General features: G+C 62.6%; 12 protein-coding genes. 1 reads left to right on the top strand and 11 read right to left on the bottom strand.

Annotated elements, in window-relative coordinates; genetic code table 11:
• Positions 1 to 140: 140 nt before the first annotated feature.
• Complete coding sequence (locus tag DOM33_RS01605; RefSeq protein WP_110665225.1) at positions 141 to 1730, bottom strand: peptide chain release factor 3; 1590 nt, start codon at positions 1728 to 1730, stop codon at positions 141 to 143.
• Between the two features lie 203 nt (positions 1731 to 1933).
• Positions 1934 to 2938: a helix-hairpin-helix domain-containing protein gene (locus DOM33_RS01600; RefSeq protein ID WP_239495223.1), complete on the bottom strand. Its 1005-nt coding sequence runs from the start codon at positions 2936 to 2938 to the stop codon at positions 1934 to 1936.
• Between the two features lie 298 nt (positions 2939 to 3236).
• On the opposite strand from DOM33_RS01600, the gene DOM33_RS16080 reads away from it, so the two are divergent.
• The gene (locus DOM33_RS16080) at positions 3237 to 3977 is read left to right on the top strand and encodes a hypothetical protein (RefSeq protein WP_162617857.1); all 741 of its coding nucleotides are present in this window, start codon (positions 3237 to 3239) and stop codon (positions 3975 to 3977) included.
• 530 nt (positions 3978 to 4507) lie between these two features.
• On the opposite strand, the gene DOM33_RS01590 is transcribed toward DOM33_RS16080, so the two are convergent.
• The 9 genes from DOM33_RS01590 to DOM33_RS01550 are packed head-to-tail and all read right to left on the bottom strand — an operon-like array spanning position 4508 to position 19962.
• Entirely contained in the window at positions 4508 to 11953 is a 7446-nt protein-coding gene (locus DOM33_RS01590; protein WP_110665222.1) for an LPD38 domain-containing protein, read from the bottom strand.
• Positions 11954 to 11965: 12 nt separating this feature from the next.
• Positions 11966 to 13294 (bottom strand): hypothetical protein, encoded by a 1329-nt coding sequence (locus DOM33_RS01585; RefSeq protein WP_110665221.1) that lies wholly within the window; start codon positions 13292 to 13294, stop codon positions 11966 to 11968.
• Between the two features lie 10 nt (positions 13295 to 13304).
• On the bottom strand, positions 13305 to 13565 hold the full coding sequence (locus tag DOM33_RS01580; RefSeq protein ID WP_110665219.1) for a bacteriocin: 261 nt from the start codon (positions 13563 to 13565) through the stop codon (positions 13305 to 13307).
• An 18-nt stretch (positions 13566 to 13583) separates the two neighbouring features.
• Positions 13584 to 14057 (bottom strand): hypothetical protein, encoded by a 474-nt coding sequence (locus tag DOM33_RS01575; protein WP_110665217.1) that lies wholly within the window; start codon positions 14055 to 14057, stop codon positions 13584 to 13586.
• A gap of 2 nt (positions 14058 to 14059) precedes the next feature.
• On the bottom strand, positions 14060 to 14698 hold the full coding sequence (locus tag DOM33_RS01570; RefSeq protein WP_110665215.1) for a hypothetical protein: 639 nt from the start codon (positions 14696 to 14698) through the stop codon (positions 14060 to 14062).
• On the bottom strand, positions 14695 to 15252 hold the full coding sequence (locus DOM33_RS01565) for a hypothetical protein (protein WP_110665213.1): 558 nt from the start codon (positions 15250 to 15252) through the stop codon (positions 14695 to 14697). The genes DOM33_RS01570 and DOM33_RS01565 overlap by 4 nt, the downstream gene beginning before the upstream one ends.
• 31 nt (positions 15253 to 15283) lie before the next feature.
• Positions 15284 to 15700, bottom strand: coding sequence for a hypothetical protein (locus tag DOM33_RS01560; RefSeq protein WP_110665212.1), 417 nt, complete (start codon positions 15698 to 15700; stop codon positions 15284 to 15286).
• On the bottom strand, positions 15697 to 16056 hold the full coding sequence (locus tag DOM33_RS01555) for a hypothetical protein (RefSeq protein ID WP_110665210.1): 360 nt from the start codon (positions 16054 to 16056) through the stop codon (positions 15697 to 15699). Before DOM33_RS01555 ends, DOM33_RS01560 begins: the two co-directional genes overlap by 4 nt.
• A gap of 3 nt (positions 16057 to 16059) precedes the next feature.
• On the bottom strand, positions 16060 to 19962 hold the full coding sequence (locus tag DOM33_RS01550; protein ID WP_110665208.1) for a phage tail tip fiber protein: 3903 nt from the start codon (positions 19960 to 19962) through the stop codon (positions 16060 to 16062).
• Positions 19963 to 19965: the final 3 nt, after the last annotated feature.

The following is a 19965-nucleotide window of genomic DNA, read 5'->3' as shown; positions in this document are numbered from 1 at the left end:
ATGCCACGACGACATGGTGAGTCGTCGAGGCGGTTGATGACGCTGTTGTCCTGGATATTGTCATGGAGGATGGGTCACTTCTCGCCGACCGACAAGTTGGCCTCTCGCCCGGGTGCGCACCGGCCTTCAGCGCAAACGCGTCAGTGCTCGCGGGTCGCCCGGAAGACGACATCGGGCCAGCGCTCCTGGGTCATCTGCAGGTTGACCCGCGTCGGCGCCAGGTAGGTGAGATAGTCGCCGCCGTCATAGGCCAGGTTCTGGCTCGCCTTGCGCTTGAACTCGTCGAGTTTCTTGGCGTCTTCGCAGAAGATCCACCGCGCCGTGTTGACGTTCACCGGCTCGTAGATGCAATCGACCTTGTACTCTTCCTTCAGGCGGTGGGCGACGACGTCGAACTGCAGCGTACCGACCGCGCCGACGATCAGATCGTTGTTGTCCAGCGGCATGAAGACCTGAGTCGCCCCCTCCTCGGAGAGCTGCTGAAGCCCTTTCTGGAGAGCCTTCATCTTCAGCGGGTCGCGCAGTCGCACGCGGCGGAAGAGCTCCGGTGCGAAATGCGGGATGCCCAGAAAGCGCATGTCCTCGCCTGCAGTGAAACTGTCGCCGATCTGGATGGTGCCGTGGTTGTGCAGACCGATGATATCGCCAGGCCACGCCTCTTCGACGTGTGCGCGATCGGAAGCCATGAAGGTCAAGGCGTCGGCGATCTTGACGTCCTTGCCGGTGCGCACGTGGCGCATCTTCATGTTGCGCTCGTACTTCCCGGAGCAGATCCGCAGAAACGCCACCCGGTCACGGTGCTTCGGGTCCATGTTGGCCTGGATCTTGAAGACGAAGCCGGAGAAGCGTCCGTCGTCGGAAACCACCTCGCGCGTATCGGTCTCTCGCGGCTGCGGCGCGGGCGCGCATTCGACGAAGCCGTCGAGCATCTCACGGACGCCGAAATTGCCCATGGCAGTGCCGAAATAGACCGGGCTCAGCTCACCGCGGCGGTAGGCCTCGAGATCGAACTCATGCGAGGCGCCGCGAACGAGCTCCACTTCGGTTCTGAGTGCATCGGCCGCGTACTCGCCCAGCACGCGCTCGACCTCGGGATTGTCGAGCCCCTCGATACGGTTGTCGTCCGGAATCCGGTTGCCCTGACCGTGGCTGTAGAGATGCACCACGTCGTTATAGAGGTGGTAGACCCCCTTGAACTCCTTGCCCATGCCGATCGGCCAGGTCATCGGGGCGCAATGGATGTTGAGCACCGTCTCGATCTCGTCCATGACTTCGATCGGATCCCGCGTCTCCCGATCCATCTTGTTGATGAAGGTCAGTATTGGCGTGGTACGCAGCCGGCAGACCTCCATCAGTTTGATGGTGCGATCCTCGACGCCCTTGGCGGCGTCGATCACCATCAGCGCAGAGTCGACCGCGGTGAGGGTGCGGTAGGTGTCCTCGGAGAAATCCTCGTGACCCGGCGTATCGAGCAGGTTGACGATACGATCCTTGTAGGGGAACTGCATCACCGAGGTCGTCACCGAGATACCGCGTTCCTGCTCCATCTTCATCCAGTCCGACGTCGTATGGCGGTCGTCGCGCTTGCTCTTGACCGAGCCCGCGAGCTGGATGGCGTTGCCGAACAGCAGCATCTTTTCGGTGATGGTGGTCTTACCCGCATCCGGGTGACTAATGATGGCAAATGTTCTGCGAAGCGCCGCCGCTTCTGCTATCTGGCGTTCTGCCATACGATTGAATCTCGCTTTTGTACCCGACCTTGTACCCAAATCGAAAAGTGATGGCGGCCGGCGGTTTTGAAAGGACGGCGGAATTGTACTCGCAGGCCGAAAGGTTGTCGTCTCACCCTTCTGGTATGGGGCCGACGCTCGAACGCCACGACAAGTAGCGGTACTCCAAGCGCACCGAGTCGAGAGCGCGTCTATCTCTTTGGCTAGAGCGTCGAGCAGAGCAGTCCGCTGTCGGTGATTTGGCTGGCTCGGGCCGACCCAATACCGCTGATGCGTGTCAAGTCGCCAGCATTCCTCCAGGGACGGCCATCGATGATGTCGTGCGCTCGCGCTGGCCCTATATTCGGTAGCGCGTCCAGCCTCTCCGCGGAAGCCGTGTTCAAGTCGATGCACGCCGAGCCGCTCGACGACTCGTCGGTGACATCATTCATCTCCTCGACTTCGCTGAATCCCGCTTGAGCGTTGCCGGTCGATAGGTAGATCGGTGCATGATCAGAAACGATGTCGCGAGCTGTGACGTGATCGATACCCAGCATCTGCGGAAAACGAACGATGCCGGTAGCACCCACGTCGAGCGCGTCGGGATCGAACCAGAAGTTGTCGTAGAGGCTTGAGTAGACGCCGTCGGACTCGCTGAGCGTGGTTGCGCCACTGGTGATCGCCGGCCGGGCGCCAGCGTCACGCAGTGGCGTCCATGACGCATCGGTGGGCGGCATGTTGAAGTCTCCGGTGATGAGGCGATCGCTACCCGGGTAGACGTCGTGCATCCATTCCCAGATTCCCGCCAGGTCGCGTATCTCTGGAGTGCGATCGGACCGGCCGTCGCCGTAGGTGATGTGCACCGTGGCGATCGAGACGGTGTCGCCGTTGTCCCTGTCCCGGAATTCAGCGAGGTACGGCTCCCGAGCGAAGTTGTCGGCGCTATCGAGATAGCTCACTGCGCCCTGGGTATAGTCGACCGCGCTGTCGCGCCAAACGAACGCATAGCTCTCGGTATACGAGCTGCGGCCAACAGCATTGGACGTCATCGAGGACCAACCTTCGCCAGTCTGCCGTTCGAGCTCGTGCTCGAGATCGCTCACTGCGTCGTCGCTCATCACCTCCTGCAGAGCCCAGAGGTCGGCGCCACGCGCCACGTCGGCGACAGCGTCGATGCGCTTGCCGTTGTTCCAGCCGAGGTGAAGGAGGTTCCAACTGCCGATCGTCATGTCGGCCGAGGCAGAGGAAGAGAACATCAACAAGGCAATGGGTGCTATTGCGCGTATAACTCGATAAGGCATGAGACCATCCGATTCAAACGTTTGACGGCCGTCAATCTATCGCAGCGTCGACAATGCTTCTACATGTTGATCCATCGTACGGCCCTCGCGATCGATGTCTGCGAACGCTAGACTATACCTTAACGCTAATCGTCATTGACACTAGCCCTCAAGATTACAACCTTGACCCACTTGCAAGAAAAACAATAAAATCTTAATCGTTTTGTCATAAAATAAAGAGATTGCCATGTTAAGCGAATTCACAAAAAACCCGATTGAGCTCTCCAACTCAATCCTTATAGCGATAGCGTCAATAATAGCTATATGGCTGGGGATAAGAAAAATAAGAATCTCTGTAACTGCGATATACACCATCAGCTCTAGCACTTACGGCAATACTAGAATATCGAAAATTGCACTGTACAACAAGAAAGACAACCACGTTCCAATTCGAGAAATCTATGTAATAGTTAATGGTGAAATCATTATCACACTCTATTCAGCTACAGAGCCGACGACCATTTCGCCATACGATGTCTTGAATATTGAAACTGAGGATTTTTCAGATATTCGCATTGACGGTCACCCTTTTCGCCCAGACTATTCTATAGAAAACACAACCATTGCCCTTAATACCGGATCATGCATAGTTAAATGCAAGCCTCCCAAGCAACGCTCATCAATTAGGCGGTATAAAAAGGCTTCGATTGAAAAGCATGTTTTTAATGGAATAATGCTGACTGAGAAAGTGGATTATATCGTGGACTATATTGACCAAGGAGAAACAAAACAAGCCGTTATATCAGGAAGGCTGATATATGGAGACCCGCCACGTGGCTATAACTTCCTGCCTAAGGAGCCATCAGACGATAGCGTTATCTCTTTTTTCAAAAGTTTCGAAGAGGAGTGCGGCCCATTTGCATGCCACCGAGTGCACTATCCCAAAACAGTACAGATACACCCTAAGCAGCAACACCACTATAAGTGAAAGAGTTCTCATTTTTGTATCAACCCTTAAATTAACAGACATCTAATTCATCAGTTAGACATGAGCTCAAAAGTGAATAGAAATTACTGCAAAGTTTTTGCACTCCTTTTATCTCTGCCAATTGCAGTCCCTTCAGCCGCTACAGGTTACGACCCTGAGGGTTTCAATAAATGCATACTAGAACGAACCTCGCATGTTAAGACCGAGGCCGCGGTCTATCAAATTTTGCACGCATGCGCACGCTCACATGGAACAACTGTTCACGGTGAACCGCGAGAAACGAGCCAGCAAAAAGAATCCCATAGTAACGAAATCGCTTCAAGCTTTCCGCGATGGGATGACGTGGTGACGTCAGAGCCCTTCAAATCCGCCACCCGGAATGAAAAAGAGTTGATAAGATCGAGTTATTTCGAGTGGATAATAGCCCCTAGAATCCCTGAAGAGCACCGCGCCGAGTTTTCCGTTGAAGTGCGTGAGGACTTCATGGAGCGCACCCAAAGCAGTATTACGGCCCCTGCCAATACAACTGATTAGTTAGCAATTTCCGCCTCATTATAAGCGCGGTTGAAACGATCCACCTGCTCTTTCATGCGCGCCTCGACGCCTTCTATGCGCTTCTCCTTCTCCTCCTTGCTGATCTGGTTGCTGGCCTCGATCACCTCTTTGATGTCGCGAAGCTCCGTCAGCGTATCCCTGACGGCCTGGGCATGGGGAAATAGCGCGACCTTCTCCCGGTTGGCCTGGTAGAACTCGCGGGCGTGCTCGGGCGGGGAGTTCTCGAACTCTGCGTTGAACTGGCCGAGCTCGTTATACCGCTCGTAGAACTTGCTCTGGTCGGCGTAAGGAGTGATCTCGTTGATGAAGCGACCCGCGAAGGGAATCTTGCCGCGCTGCACTTCATTACCCTGTGCCGTCTCGGTTGCGTAGTTGACGACCTTGTCGCCGAAGCTCCATGCCCCGCCGCCGTAGAAGTTGACGATGTGCTGCATCACGTCCGGATTCACGTCGATCGCGCCGCTACGGAACTGAGACCCGCCGGTAACGCGGTTCATGAACTCAGCGAACTGCTTGTAGGGCTCCGGCGTAGATTTGAACGACTTCGAGCTTTCCGGCTTGGGCGTAGCGTAGGGGTTGCCCTCTTGATAGATCATCCGGCCGGCGAAGTCCGAGTTATCCATCAGCTGCGCGACGGGTCGAACTATTGAAGGAGCGGCGTTTTTACCAATTAGCCCCCATGCGCTGTCGCCATCCTCGAAGCCGATCGGGGAGAAAGAGCCGACAGCGGCCAAGCCGAAGTTCTTAGAAGCTTCTCCAAGCGACTTCTTGCCGCTAACGACAGCCTCCGCCTGGGTTCCAAGCACGGAGAAAATGTTGTAGCCGTAAGGCAGCGGGATCTTGACGTAGTCCTTGCCGTCTCCACCCCAGAGGCTGGACATCAGAATGATGTTTCGTTCCTTCACGTAGTCGGGGATTTTGTCCCAGAACAACACGCCGTCGTCGTCTTCCTCCGACGCCCAGCGGTTGAGCTGCGCCAGCGCGAAGCCGCCTGCCGTCATGGCGACCGCGAGCTTTTGCGCCGTGTTGAGCCGCCCCCAGCCTTTGCCATATTCCGGCCCGCGCATCCGCCCCATCGTGCGCACGAAGTTGGCCGTCCCCTGAATCGAGGCGTTGGCGAACATGTAGGCCGAGTTCAGCGCCGTACCGACCTCGCCGCGGCGATTGAAGTTGACCGTCATGTTCTTGGCCAAGCTGGCCGCCTGCTCTCGGGTGATGCCGGCTTTGCGAGCGTTGGTATAGGCGGAGAGGCGCACCGCGTTCTCGACCGCCGAGTTGGCGTCTTCCACGAACTTGCTGACCGCGCGCCCGTAGCGCAGCGACCGGCCCGCCGTTGAGTTGCCCGACATCGTCATCAGCCGGCGAATGTCTTTCGCCTGTCCTTCGATGTCCTTCATGTCGTACCAGCCGGTCTTGGCACCGTCTGCCTGGAACTCATCGAAGTAGCGCTGCCATTCCGCGTGTTTTCCGGTGAGGCGCTTCCCGCGTAGCGACGCATGCACGGCTCGCATGGACGTGCCGACATCCCGCGCCGTCTGCGCCGCGATCTGCTTGCCCTTCGCCTTGCCGTCCTCGCGCGTCTGCTCGGCGTTCAGATTCAAGATCGCGGTCTGAACGTCGCGTGCGAAGTTGGTCAGCATGAACTCGGGGTTATAGCTGGTATTGAGCGCGGACATCACCCGCACGGTGCTCGCCGCCGCACGAATGAGCGAATTGTTGTCTTCGGGCCCAAGGTTCTTCATCGCCCGCATTAGCAGCGGGTCTTCGATCTTGATGTAGTAGGTCCGGCCGGCTCGCTTGGTGGCGAAGTACTTGTCGCTCATGTGCATCGGGACCGGCTGATCACGAACCTCGATGCGTTTCCCGCCCTGCCCGTCGCTGACCTCGACCGGGCGCCGCTCCGTGTCCGGTGAGCCTTCGGTGAATACCTGCCAGAGATTCGGGTCGGGGTTGTCCGTCACGAAGCTCAGCATGGCGTTGCCAACCTCGTTCTTGCGCTTGCGCACCAGCGATTGCGTGGCGTCAATGATCGCGTGAGACGATGGCGACTCAGCACGCGAGCGGCGACCGCCGGCTATCTTCGATTCCTTGCCGCCGATGTTGTAGCCCTGGCCAGCCCCGCCGCCGGACGCCTCGCCCTTCGGATTGCCCTTCAGCGGCACGTAGTTCTGATAGGCGGATTCCCAGTCGTTGAGCATTTCGTCAGTCGCCAGGCCGCCGCGCCGCATAGCCTCTCGGCTTTCGCGCAGCATGCCGTACACAAGAGCGGCGGCTTCGTCGTACTGCGCCCGCTTCCCGCTGTCCTGCACCTCATCAAGAATCTGCGCGGCATCGGCATTGGTCATGCCGGAGCCACCGTCCGGCATATCGGCGTTGCGCTGGGCGATCACTGCGTTTCGTTCTGGCGCGTGCCGCGCGTAGAGGTAGTTGTCGAGCTGCTCCTGCGTGATGTCGTAGTCACTGAGCTTCTTCGCCAATGGCTCGACGTAGGTCTCGCGCATCTGCCGAAGGTCGTTCTCGATCTTGCCGTGGAACAGCTCTTCAGCCAGGTAGGCGTTGTTCTCGTCGGTGACGCGGCCCCCGCGGGCATTGATGGACTCGACCGTCTTCTTGAGACGGCCCATCTTGTCCTGCATCTTGCGAATGGCGCGCTCGCGAAGCGTCTCATCAGGGATGGCGAATCCCGCGGAGTCATCGCTGTAGTCATGGGTCGCTGCATCTGCCGCATCCCCGGTCGCCACGCTGTACCTTTGCTCACGGGTGCCGGGCTGTGTGTCCTGACGGCGCAGCCAACCGCGGGAACGCTCGCCGAGCGCCTGAATATCGCGGGTCGTCCAGCGGATGCTGGGAAACATCTTGCGCAGGATCTCGCGAACCTTGGACACGAGCTTGTGATGCATCGCCGGGCGGCCGAAGCTGCCATCGAGGTAGTTGGCGACGAGTTCCTCCGCAATGACCCGCCGCCCCGCCGCCGTGTCCCGATTGGCGAACGGATAGTCGCGCGCAATGGCCTCGAGGTTGCTACGGCCATCGGCCGTCTTCTGGTGACTCTCGTAGACCTGATCCATGATCGGATCGAGCTGATCGCCCAACACGCCACGAATCCCTCGGTGCCCGACCGACTCATGAAGCGCGGTACGCACGGCGTCGTCGACGTTAGCGTGGTGCCCGGCCACTACATAGACACTGCCATCGCTATAGACGCCGCGGACGTCTGCGGGCGAGATGCGATCACGATCCATGCGATCGATGGCAGAACGAGGAAGCTCGGCGGGCGAGTCCACCACACGGACATTACCAAGTCTCTGCCCTTTGAGTGCCTGGTTTACCGAATCGGCTTTCGGCGCCCCCGGCATCCGGCCACCACCCCTTCGCTGGGAGTAGCTCTGCGCCGCGCTCGTGTCAGGAATTCGGACGCCAAAGCCATCACCCACGGGCACGATCTCGACCGGCTTGCCTTCCCGCTCGGCGTCCCTGGCCACTTTGCTGATCTCGGCCTGCCGCGCAGTCTGAAACGGAGAGCCGTCGCGGCGAAGCAAGGGCTCGGCTTCGAAGTTCGGCTCGCTCGTTTCTGTCGCTGTAGTCGCGCCCTGGCCATCCTTGACGCGCTCCTGTGCATACTTGATGGCGCCGTTGGGGCCGGCCCGCTGGCTGATCGCCTGGCCCCCCGAGTCGATCACTTCATGCAGACCGTCGTGCACCTTAGCGATGCGATAGTCTCCGATTTCCGTGTAGCTTCGGACGCTGCGCGGCTCGCCCGAATAGCCGGTGTACTCAAGCGGTTGGTTACGGCGTTTCGCTGTCGGCGCCTGATCGTTGGACTGCCCTTCCTCGCCAAGCTCTCGTTGTCCGCGTGCTGCCGCCACATCCGCCGTGCGATCGCTGCCCGTGAGCCCGAAGTCGTTCGCCTCGGCGTCGGCCCGAGCCCGCGCTTCGACGCCTTCGCGCTGCAGGGTGTCTTCCTGCTCGGCGCGCTGCTGGCGCTGCTCGATGTCGGCGAGATCCTGCTCGTCGTAGGTGGTGAGCAGCGAGTCATCGCCTACTTGCCCTTCTTCCGTCGCAGCAGGTTCGGGACGATCAACTGCTTTTCCCCGGGGCGCCTGGCCTGCGCCTTCGAGATTCCCTCGCGCAGTGTCTCCGTCAATGCCGGGTTCTCCGTCGTTCGTCTGAGCCGGATCTTCTCGCGTTGCTGCATTGGTGATGTCCTCATTGGTGACCGAGTCGCCGAACAGCGCACCGTTGCGGCTGGTTTCGGCGCGGCTTCGCGTGGCGGTGGCGATCATGGACAGCGCGTCGGACAGCCCCTTGCGACTGCGCGCGTTGTTGGCGATGAACATCGCCAGCGCGGCGGTATCGCGCGGCACCGGTGCGTCGAAAGCGTCGCTCTGGCTGACGAGATCGCGCACAGGCATGCCCGACGATCGCGCCTGACGCACGATGCGTACGGCGTCCACGACGGTATCGACCATGCCGGTCGCCTCGCCGCCGCCGTACTCGCGCGCGACGGCGAAGTCCGGCGCCGCCACTTGAAGGCCAAGCTTCAGATTGCGCAGGTGGCCTTGGCGCTCGGTGACCATCTCGAGCATGTCCGGCGAGGGGCGGCCGGCGTTATCGGCGTAACTCTTCGCGAACACAGCGCGCTGCATACGTTCACCGAGTTCGGGCGTCGGCTGGCCGTCGCGGCTGCGGTATCGGCTTGCCTCGTTGTTGCCGATCCGCTGCGAGAAACGGCGCGTGAAGCCGCGGTTCGAAGCGGCGAGCGGGTCGCCGGCCTCGTCGGTTGTCCATTCGGCCATGTCATCGACGCTCAGCCGGTCGGCGTCAGATACGGCCAGCTCGAACGGCGTCATGCTGGCGACGTCTGCCTCGTTGGCACGCCGGGCAAACTCGGCGCGGTCGATGCTGCCGGTTCGCTCGCGCACCAGTACCGGATTGCGCATCCCGTTGACGACTTCCGGATCAATACCGAAGTCTTCGGCACGGGTGCGCACGAAGTCCCGGTACCGCTTCGCCTGCGGGGTGTCGCCGCGGTATGCCTGCGCAATGCCCATCGTGCGGCCGTTGCCGGATTCGACGACGCCATCCGGGCCGACGATCGGCGAGCCGCTGCCGGCGTCGCTGGATTCACCCAGCCGCTCGGGATTGAGACGCGCGGCGATATTGCGCACTTGGACCTGGCTGTTCTTGCCGGTGCGGTCGCGGGGTTGCAGCTCAGATGGGAAGCTCGGGTTCACTTCTCCGTCTGGGCTATTGGACGGCGTCAGCTCATCGAGCTCCATAGCGCGATAGCGAACCGGCACCGGCGTATTGTCGGCCAGATAAGCCTGCGCGCGCTTGCCGCTGGTTTGCACGCGCCGCCGGTGCTTGGGCGTGTCGGCGGCTTGGGTCGGGTCATAGCCGCTCGGCTTGGCCTGCTGGGTGGTGTCAGTCGTCCGCGCATGGTCGAAGGGCTGATCCATACCGGTGTCGGCGTTGCCGCGCTGCACCGTCGGGCCGTCGCCGTAGATCAGCGAATCACCGCTCGCCTGATCGCCCTGGCGCAGCCGTCGTGCGGGTTCCTGCAGCCGCTGATCGGGCGTCCCTTCGACGGTGTCGGGCTGGCGCGGGGCATTGGGACGCCCCGGATACTGCCCGCCGGGCTCGAGGTCGCCGTCGAATTGGTACGGCACCGGAAAAGATGAGGGCCGCTCCGGCATCAGCGATTCGGGATCGCCGTAGATTTCACGGTGAATGTCGAGACCGCGCTGGCGCAGGCGCGAGCCCATATCGCTGTTGCCGGCCTCGTCTTGCTCCATCGCCCGCACGAAGAGACTCTTGGCGTTGCGCAGCCTGACCGCGTCTTCATCGGCGCCGACCTTCTCGGCGACGCGGATGTCGTTGTCGATGCCGAGCTTTCGTTCGCGCGGGCTGCGTTGTGGCGTCGTCTCGGCCTCACTGTCAGGCTGGTTCGGTGCCTCCGGGCGTCGGGGTTCTGTTTCCGCCCTCGCGTCGCTGGCGCTTGGAGCCGCGTTGTCCATCACGCGGGCCGTTACGTCGCGGTAGCGCTGCGCAAGCGCATCGAGACGAGGCTGCAGCGCAGCCGTGTCGCCGCCCTGGCTCCGAAGTAGCGTCTCCTCTTCGAGAGCGAGACCGATATCGCCGCCGAGCCGATCCAGCTCAGCGGCCGCTTCTTCGTCGCCTCGGCGCTGTGCTTCGGCACGCAAGAGGTCGAAGCCCTGCCCGTCGGTTACCGAATCCCGAGCGGCACGCTGTTCGCCATCGAGGCGATGCCGCGGCTGGGCGATGAGATCAATAGATGCCTCGATCGACTCAGGATCGAGCGGCATGGATTGCGTCGTTGTTGTCTCGTCCGCTGGTCCCGTCGCGCTTTCCGGTCTTTCTTGAGGCGTAGACGGCGCGGACTCCGAGCCATCACTCAGCGCCTCCGTTGCACCGGTGCCGGCGCGAACCACGCCACCCATACCGGCCCCGGCCACTGCGCCGGCCATTGCACGATCGCCCATTTCGGCGAGGTCAAAGCCGGCCTCCGTTCCGGCGTTGGTACCGACGTATTCGATGCTCTCCTGTGCGGCCTCGGTGCCGGCTTCTTTGGTCGCCGCCTTGGCCACCGCGCCGGGCACCCTGCGCATGGATTGGACTGGCTTCTGGCCAAGCCCCAGCATGCCTTTGGCGCCGAAGCGATCAAGCAGAGCCGAACCCAGCGCCGGCGGGAGCCCTTTGGCATAGTCAGCGGCGGCAAGCTCGCCGTCTTCGGTGGTCAAACCGTCATTGCGCGCGCGCTCTTCACCCAACTCCTGCGCCCGGGTCACGACGTAGGCCGGCAGCGCCGCAACGGCGGCCGCCATGTCGGGCGCGGACCGGATGCCTTGCTCGGTGATGAAGCCGGTGATATTCGACAGACTCGGCTCGTCCTTCACCTTCTGCCAAGTGAAGTTCTCCTCGTAGCCCGCATCCTGATCCTGAAGCGCCTGCCCCCAATCGCGCAGCTTGTCGTTTGCCGCGTCCGGGTTAAGGTAATCGACCACCTTGCCGACGACTGGCCAGTCCTTCGTCGCGTCTTCGCGCCATTCTCCGCTGTTGCCGACGAACTGCATGGCGTTACCGGCGAGATCCATCGCACGATCGCCGGCGCCTTGAACGCTATTCCAGGTCGACTCGAAGAAGCCGGGGTCGTCTTCGGCCGCATCGGGCGCCTTCGGTTTGGGGGCTTCCGGCTTCTGGCTGAGAGGAACAGAGCCGTTGCCGAAGACGTCCGCTTCCGTGGCGGTGAAGAAGTCGTCACTCACCGCTTCGTGTTTATCAGCCGGGACCGCCGGTCGAATCACTCGCTCGAAGAAGTCCCCCCGCACGGCTTGCCGGTCCGCAGCGGGTAGGCTCTGGAATTGTTCGCTCTGGGCGATCTCGCTCCACTTGGCGGGCACGCGCAGCTCCTTTTAGTAGCCGAATTGATTGCGGAAGGTCTCGATGGTCGAGTCGCCGCTCTGCCCGCCGGACGAGGCCGCCGGATACCGAGAGTTTGAGCCGCTAGACGCCGTCGGTATCGGCCGCTCACTATCGGGATTCCCCGGTGCCGGCTGGCTGTCGCCGGCCGCCCCGGACATATTCAACCCTCGGGGATGGGGATTCCCGGCGGGTTGGCGCTCTTGCCACATGCTGCTGGCAATCCGCTCCCGGCGCTGTCGTAGGGCCTCAAGTTGGCTATTCACTTTTGCTTGTTCGTCTGGCCCAAACGAGTTGAATCCCGTGGACGTCTGCACGTCCACCAACTGGCCGATCTGATTGTCGACGTAGTCGAGCTGGTCTTTCTGGCGGTTGTAGTCGTCATCCTGACCTGCCCGCGTCACCATTCCGTAAGCCGTCTGAATGTCCGGGGCAATACCCTGCTGCACCAGCCACTGCGCCTCTTGAGTCGCCGAGTTAGGAGCCCCTCTTGCAGCGCCGCTACCGCGTGAATTGTCTGGACCAATAACCTGCTTGGGCTCGCCGGTGCGGCTATTGATCGCGATCTTGCTCCCTCGGGGCCCGTCGACCATCTCCCACTGGTCCTCGCGCTCCTGCTCAGGCAGAAATCCAAGCGATCGCCCGTACTCGACCGCCCGCTGCCGAGCTTTCGGCGTGAGGGCGCCGCGTAGCTGCTGATAGCCGGCGACCTGGTTGATGATGTCGCCGACGTCGGTCTGCATGACTTCATCATCGTCGCCGGCAGCACCGCGATTGCGGGTCATCGGCGCGGTGTAGCGATTGCCCTCGGCGTCTTCGACGTCGAGATCGAACGCCAGCGTGCCGGGTTTCTGGCCCGGGATCGCCGCGCGGATACGCTTCTTCGTGCCGTGGCCGCGATTGATGCGCGGACCGAACATAGCGTTCAGCGCCTCGATGGACTCCGGGTCGTTGAGATCGCTGGGATCGTCGCTATCGATCACCCGCGCCGCGGTATCGATGGCCGCGCCGACCTCGTCGCTGGCGACATGCCACGGCGCCATCCAGGGCTGCCGCTTGAACGCTTCGATCTGCTCATCGTCCAGCTCTTGCCCGGCGGCGAGACGCGCGTAGCCGCTCTGGGCGATCTGCTGGTCCATCTCGCGCTGGCGTCCCTGCTGGCGTTGATCGAACTCCTGCTCGCGCATGGCCAGGCCACGCTCGTACTGCTGCATACGGACCTTGTCGTGCTGCTGTCGGCGCTGCTGGTCTTGCATGCGCATACCGAGCCCGATGCCCTGAGAGAGCCCGTCAGCCAGCCCCCGCGTGTCTAGTCCTGCCATCTCGCTCTCCTCAGAACAGTTCGGTTGCCAAGAGGCCGACACCGGCCCCGATTGCCATACCGGCGGGACCGCCGACTGCCCCGATTTGGGCGCCGGCCATCGCGCCGACACCGGCGCCCATGCCGATCATCTGCGTCTTCTGCTGCTTGTCGGCCTGCTCCATCTGGTCGTCGAGCGCTTTGCTGCGGCGCTGATCGCCGGCGATGTCGGAGAGCCCTTGCATGGCCTCGCCTTCCATCTGGCCCCGTAGGCCCATGAGTCCGTAGGACATGAGTCGCCTCCCGGCGAGTTACTGGTTGAGTATCTGATCGGGGATGTTCGAGAGCCCAAGCCCGCCGCCGCGAATGCTCTGCTGGCGATCCTGCGTCGCGATACGTGTCTCGTTCGCCGATGACACCGCGCTCGCCATCTCGGCGCCCTGCTGGCGTCGCTGTTCGGCCTGCTGCTGCTGTGGCGTCAGCGCGACACCGAGGCCCTGGCGCTGCATGTCCAGCCCGCGCTGGGCGTTGTCGAATGCGGCGCCGCTCGCCTCGAATGATCTATCCGCCGCGCGTTGCGGCGCGGCTTCGTCCGAGGCAATGTCGCCCAGCACCGATACGTAGGGCGAAAAGCGGGTCTTCCAGTCATTCCACTGGGCGCGGCTCAGATCGCCGAATAGCTCCGACGCCCCCTGATCGCCGTCGAATGCGGCGCCGGGGTCGACGCGCTGGCGCGCGGATGACGTAACGCCGGGCAGCCCGACGCCGAGTGTGTTGGCTGCCATCGTCAGCTCCCGTAGAGGTTGAGGCCGGTGCCGGCCTGATAATCAGGGGCAGCGGTGCCGCCCAGTGCCGGCCCCTCGCCGCCCCCCAGACCATAGGTCGCGCCCATTCCCGCAGCGGTGCCGAGCAATTGCAGGTTGGCGCTCTTGCGGTTGAAGGTTTCGACCGCGCTCGATCGCGCGTCGGCGGCGGACTGGCTGGCAATGCCGGACAACCCGTTCTGCGCCTGCGTCGCTTCGCCTTGCCCCATCGCAGTGATGTTCTGCAGGCCCCGGATCTGCTCATTCTCCTGCTCGAACTGCGCTCGCGCCGTCGTGTCTGCACCCGCGGCGGCGGCAGACATCGACAGCCCCGACATGGCCGTCGTGGCGCGGCCACTGCTCGGGTCGATGCCACCCTGAGAGAGCTGCTCGCTCCCCTGCTCAAGCATCTGCGACATGCCCTGCATCTGCCCTTGGCTGGCGCGACCGCGTACGTAGGCCATGCGCCCGTCGTCTGTCATCTGGCCGACGTCGCGCATGTACTCGTCCTCGAGCGGCGCGAGGTTCTGCTGGGCGTAGTTCCACTTCTCGCCGGCAACGCGGGCAAGGTCGCGCTGCTCCGGCGTGTCCTTGGGCGTGCTGGGCTTGCTGCCGCCGCTCATGACTGCGCACTCGCTTTCGTGCTGCTCTTCTTCGCCGTGGGTTTACTCCGCGGCTGCGCGGCGGGAGACGCTGGCTCGGACGGTTCAGGCTCTACGCCCGGCAGCGACGCGCGGTAGTCGGCGAGCTTCTCGTCATGGAAGTAGCGGCGAATCGCCGTGCTGACCTGGCGCATCCACTGTGCGCCGCCGATCAGATACGCGCACTGCACGACGACGCCCGTGAGCTGATCACGCAGCACGAACGCAAGACTGGCGTCGTGCTCGTCCTGTGTCCGCTCCAGCACGGTGCTGTCCGTCCAGTCCTGCAGCGACTGGGCGAGCAGTGGCCGCAGGAACATCTCGTTGGCGCGGTAGAAGGGATTGGCGGGCAGCTCGATCAGCGCCTGCCAGAACGCGTGAATGATCGCGCCCTGGGTGATGGACTTGTCGCCGTCGACGATGTCGTCAAGCGTCTGGGAGATACCGAAGATCTGCTCGCAGAAGCTCACGGCGGGCTCGTTCTGTTGGAGCACCTGCGATAGAAACTGGCGTTCGGGGATTGCTTGTTCGCTCATGGCGCACCTCACGGTGGGCGGAAGGGATGGGTTAGATGGTATCAACGCATTCGGAGGCCGCTGAACGAACCAGCGCATCGCGCGCCTCGGCCAGCGCCGCGTGCATGTCGGTCGCGGCGTCGGCGGCGCGAATCCGTCGCCGAGCGCACTGGCGTGCTTTTTCGATGGCAGGGGCGACGGCGAGCCATTCGTCGTTGCGCGACGTGACGATCTGCGCGAGATCCTGAACGGACTGCCCGGTGGCTTCGGCCTCGGCGGCGAGTATCGGCGTGTCGACACCGACACCCGCGAGAACGGTCCGGGCCTCGGCCAGCTTGGTCGCGTAGACCTCAGCCTGCCCTGGCGTCTGCGTGACGTGCCGGGCGCGCGCCGCACCGGCCAGCGCTTCGACTCGCTCGAAGTAGTATTGGCGTGCCTCGCCGACAGATTCGAAAGTTGAGACCTTCATCCGCCGACCTCAACGTCGAACTCGCAGTCCATGTATCGGGGCCCGGCTTCGAGGAAGACGTTGTAGGAGCCGGGCTGATCGAACTCGACCTTGAGCGCCCCGTCGCGCGCGATGTCCTGATGCCCTGCGACGGTTGCCCGCGTGCCGTCGGGCAAGCCAGTGAGCGTCAGCGTCAGGCCATCGAGGCTTTGCTCAAGCTCGTAGCTCTCACGCTTCCGGATCTCATCGGCGTCGTGGTCGAAGTAGTGCGTGGTGTCAGAGACCTCCGAGCCGACTTCGATGTACCGGTTCGGCGCGGCGTGCGTGCGCTCGATAAAACCCTCGTCGTTGACGATGGCGTAGTTGTATTTCTGCATGCGCTACCTCTGCGCGATCATCGAGGAAATGGACCGGCCGTAGACGTTCGAGGCGTCGCCGATCGTGTTGGATGAGGATATAGCCGTCATCTTGTAGCGACGAACGCCCGACCCAGATGCGCCAATACCGATCGCCAGGCAGAACGCGCCGGCCACGTTTCCGCACGCGCGCTGGGCGACCAGCTCGTCATCGCGATAGATTTTGACGTAGGCGATGCCGCCGCCCATCGATCCGAACGAGGCCATCAGGATGGCGTCTGCGCCTTTGTCGTCGGCCTCGTGGATGAGTAACGTCACTTCTCCGTTCGCAGCGGTGAAGGCGATCTTGCTACCGGCGGACGTCGTCGACGAAATCGTGACGGCCTGGCCTTTGAGCTGCAGCGTGTCGACGTAGGCGTCGCCGGTGTAGATCTGGTTGCCCCAGATCAACGTCGAATTCGGGCGGGTCCACCCGTTCACCCGCTCTCCAGCCTTCAACCCCTGGTAGGCACGATCGCGAAGTTCTCGGAAGTTGCCCTTGTCGCCTCCATCGACGCCAACGTCATCACCAATCGTGCCTTTATCAAGCCTGCCGCCATTGATGTCATTGAGCCCGACGGTGTTCCAGCGCGCGACGTTGCCGATCTCCTCGACGCTTCGAAACGAGACCTTGCCTCGGAAAACGCCGCCGTTGAACTCGACATCCCCTGTCGTGGCGTCGATCCGAAACCCGCGGTTTCCAGATCGATAGTTGCCGCTGCGCACGATGCCGTCGAACGTCGCCGCCACAGGCACCCGCAGACTGTCGACGTCGATACCCTCAGCGCGGATCAGGCCAGCGGCAGTGGTGACCGGCGTCCCGTCCGGCAGAAACGTCTCGCCGATGTTGATCGGACCGAGCTGGCCCTGCTGGATCGAGCCCTTACGGATCATGACCTCGTCGAGATACGTCTCGCCGTCCTCGATGATGAATGGCTTACGCTTCTCGTCGTTCGTGCGGCCGACCCAGAAACGATCGACGTCGAACCCGGCCTCTACGGTCGAGCCGTCGTTGTAGACCCCGAACCCGCCGATCAGACCATTGGACTGGAGCTTCGCCGTGTAGAGCGAGCCGGCCAGCATGTCCGTACGAGAAGCCTGCACGTCCGCGATATAGAGTGTGCCGCGGCCGCCTGAGTTACGTCGGAAGTAGACCCACGCTTCTACCGTGTCGTCCGGCGCCGTCCGCTTCAGGACCGGCGTCTTCTCCCAGCTGGTATAACTGACGTTCTGGTGGTGGATGGTGTCGTAGCTCACGCTGCCATTGGCCGCGACCCATGCCACGCGGATCTCGACGTCGATGTTTCGGTCGTTGCCACCGCTGGCGTAGGAAAATCGGAGCGTGTAGGTCTCGCCAGCGATAGCGGCGAATCGATCGCCGCGCATGTACTGATTGCTGCCCCAGCCCGAATCCTGCCACGCTGCAACGAAGCGCGTCGGCGCACCTCTGATCGCGCCCGCCCCTGCGCCCGTGTCGGCCTCGACGACACTGATCCCGCTCCAAGTATCTCCCCACCCCGACAGGTCACCGGTGCCGAACTGCCCGTTCGATAGGATGCCGCCGGCGTTGGTGATGGCCTTGATCTCGACGGCGTTGAGCCCCGCGCCAATGTCGGTCTGCACTTCCTGGACGAGCTGCGCCGTGGCATCGACTGCGCCGTCGACGCGTGAGATCTCGGTCAGCGCTTCGGACCGTACCGAAGCGATATCGTCGTCGAGCGCGCTCTGCACTTCGCCAATGCGAGAGGCGTTGCTGCTCACGCGGCCATCGACTCGCTTGATCTCCGTCTCGGCATCGTCGCGGACCGTGGCCAAGTCGTCGACAAACTGCGACTGGAGCGTCGACACGCGCTTGCCGGTGTTGCTGATCTCGTCGTCCAGGTCGGAGATGCCCGTCCGGGTTTCCTGCTGGAACACGGCAAGATCGCCGGATAGCGAGGACTGCACGGTATCGATCTGAGAAGCGTTGCTACTGACCTCACCCTCGAGGCGAGAGATACCCGCTCGAGACTCGCTGCGCACAGTCGCTAGATCATCGCCGAGAGCGCTCTGCACCTCGCCAATGCGAGAGGCGTTGGTGGTCACGCGGCCATCCAGCCTCGAAACCTCGGTGGCTGACTCGTCGCGTACCGTCGCGAGATCGTCGGCGATCTGAGACTGCATCGTCGAGAGGCGTTCTCCTTGGGACCGATCGCGCTCGGCGGATAGCTGGACTTCGTCTTCCAGCGCGGCGCGCGCTCCATCGACCTCGAGGAGAATGCCGTCGATTCGCTGCGCGGTGGCGCGCTCTTTTTCGAGTCGGACCTCCTCGAGGCTGTAGGCCGTCGCGGTGCCGAATCGGGTGCGCGCTGACATGACGCGGGAGCGAGCCGCCTCCAGCGCGGTCTCGCTGGCGTTGGCACGGGTGTCGTCGGCGACCCCGGCGATGCGCTCGCCGAGAGCAGCTTGAGTCTCCTCGGAGCGCTCGGCGTTGGCTTCGACTTTGCCCTCTACGCGCGAGACTTCTGATCGGGTCTCGTCGCGAACCGTCGCCAGGTCGCCTTCAAGGTTCGACTGCATCGACGTAATGCGTTCGCCCTGCGCTTGATCGCGGCTAGCAGAGAGGTTTACTTCCTCCTCGAGCAGCGTTCTGGTTTCGCCGACGCTAAGCGCGATGCCATCAACTCTTGTCGCTGTGGCTTCCTGATCGCGAAGCCTCACCTCTTCGAGCGAGTAGGTCGTCGCCGTGGCGAATCGGTTGCGCGCCTCGAGCACGCGCTGGACTCGCGCCTGGTAGTCGTTCTCTGCCGAGCGGGCGCGCTGCTCCTCGCGCACGAGCGCCGCATTGTCGTCGACGCCCGCCCAGATCTCACTTGCAGTCTCGGCGAGCGCTTCGTTGGTGCGCGACACGGCCTCGCCTGTCGACTGGATGTCGGCGGCGTTATCGCCGATTCGGGACGTTAACGAGCGCCTATCCTGAGCGGCCGCCTCCAATGCCGACGCTCGCCGCTCGCTCTCATCCTCAATCGCCGCACCCCACGCTTCGCGCTCCCCTTCCAACGCGGTCAGCCTGGCCTCACGCTCTTTTGCGAACCGGTTGGCGATGGTCCCGTGGAGCGATTCCGGCCCGCGCAATTCGCGCTCGAGCGCAGGAATCACTTCCACGGCATTCTCCAGCGCCGGGATACGCTCGACTGCCGTTTCTATCGGTGCGATACGCTCAACGGCGGTTTCCAGCGCCGGGATGCGCTCGATCTGCTCGATCTCTTCGCGTAGCGATTGCGCCAGGAGCCCCTTGTCGATGCGATCGGTGAGCAGCTCCATCACATACCCGACATCCGCGATCGGAGCCGCGTAGGTGCCCGCGCTGTCGTTTGGCGGGCCTTCGATATTCGCCGTCGAGACGAAAGCGACCCAGTAGAAATAGCCCTTGAGCTTCGTCGGGTCGTCGGGGTCGAGCGCGTCGGACCGCACGATGTCCGTGTAGAACGCGCCGGCTTCCATGCCGATCACCACCGCGTTCGCGAAGTTGTCTTCCTCGCTGCGATAGATACGGGTCTGGGCGTGGTTGGCGTAAAGCGTACTCGGCACCGTCCACGACAGACTGTTCATGCCGTAGAAACCGCCGGATGCGGCGAAGCCCTCCGGCTTCGGCGGGACTGCCATGCTGGCCGACGGGTTGCGGATCTGGCCGCCGGGGCGCAGGCGGCCGTCGCCGACGCGATTGCCGACGAGTTCGCCGATGCCGCTGTCGAGCAGGTCTCGGAACGTCAACTTTCGGTCGAGAGGATTGCCGCGCACGCCCTCACCGGTCTCGACGATCTCGGCCAGAGCGGTGAGAAGCTGACGCGTATTCTGGTCGGCCTTAGCCGATACCGCCGGCAGTGTGCGGCGGCGCTTGGTAGTCATGGG

Origin of the sequence: Salinicola halophilus, assembly GCF_003206155.1 — a bacterium.
Classification (GTDB): domain Bacteria; phylum Pseudomonadota; class Gammaproteobacteria; order Pseudomonadales; family Halomonadaceae; genus Salinicola; species Salinicola halophilus.
This window is presented reverse-complemented; position numbering and strand designations above follow the sequence as displayed.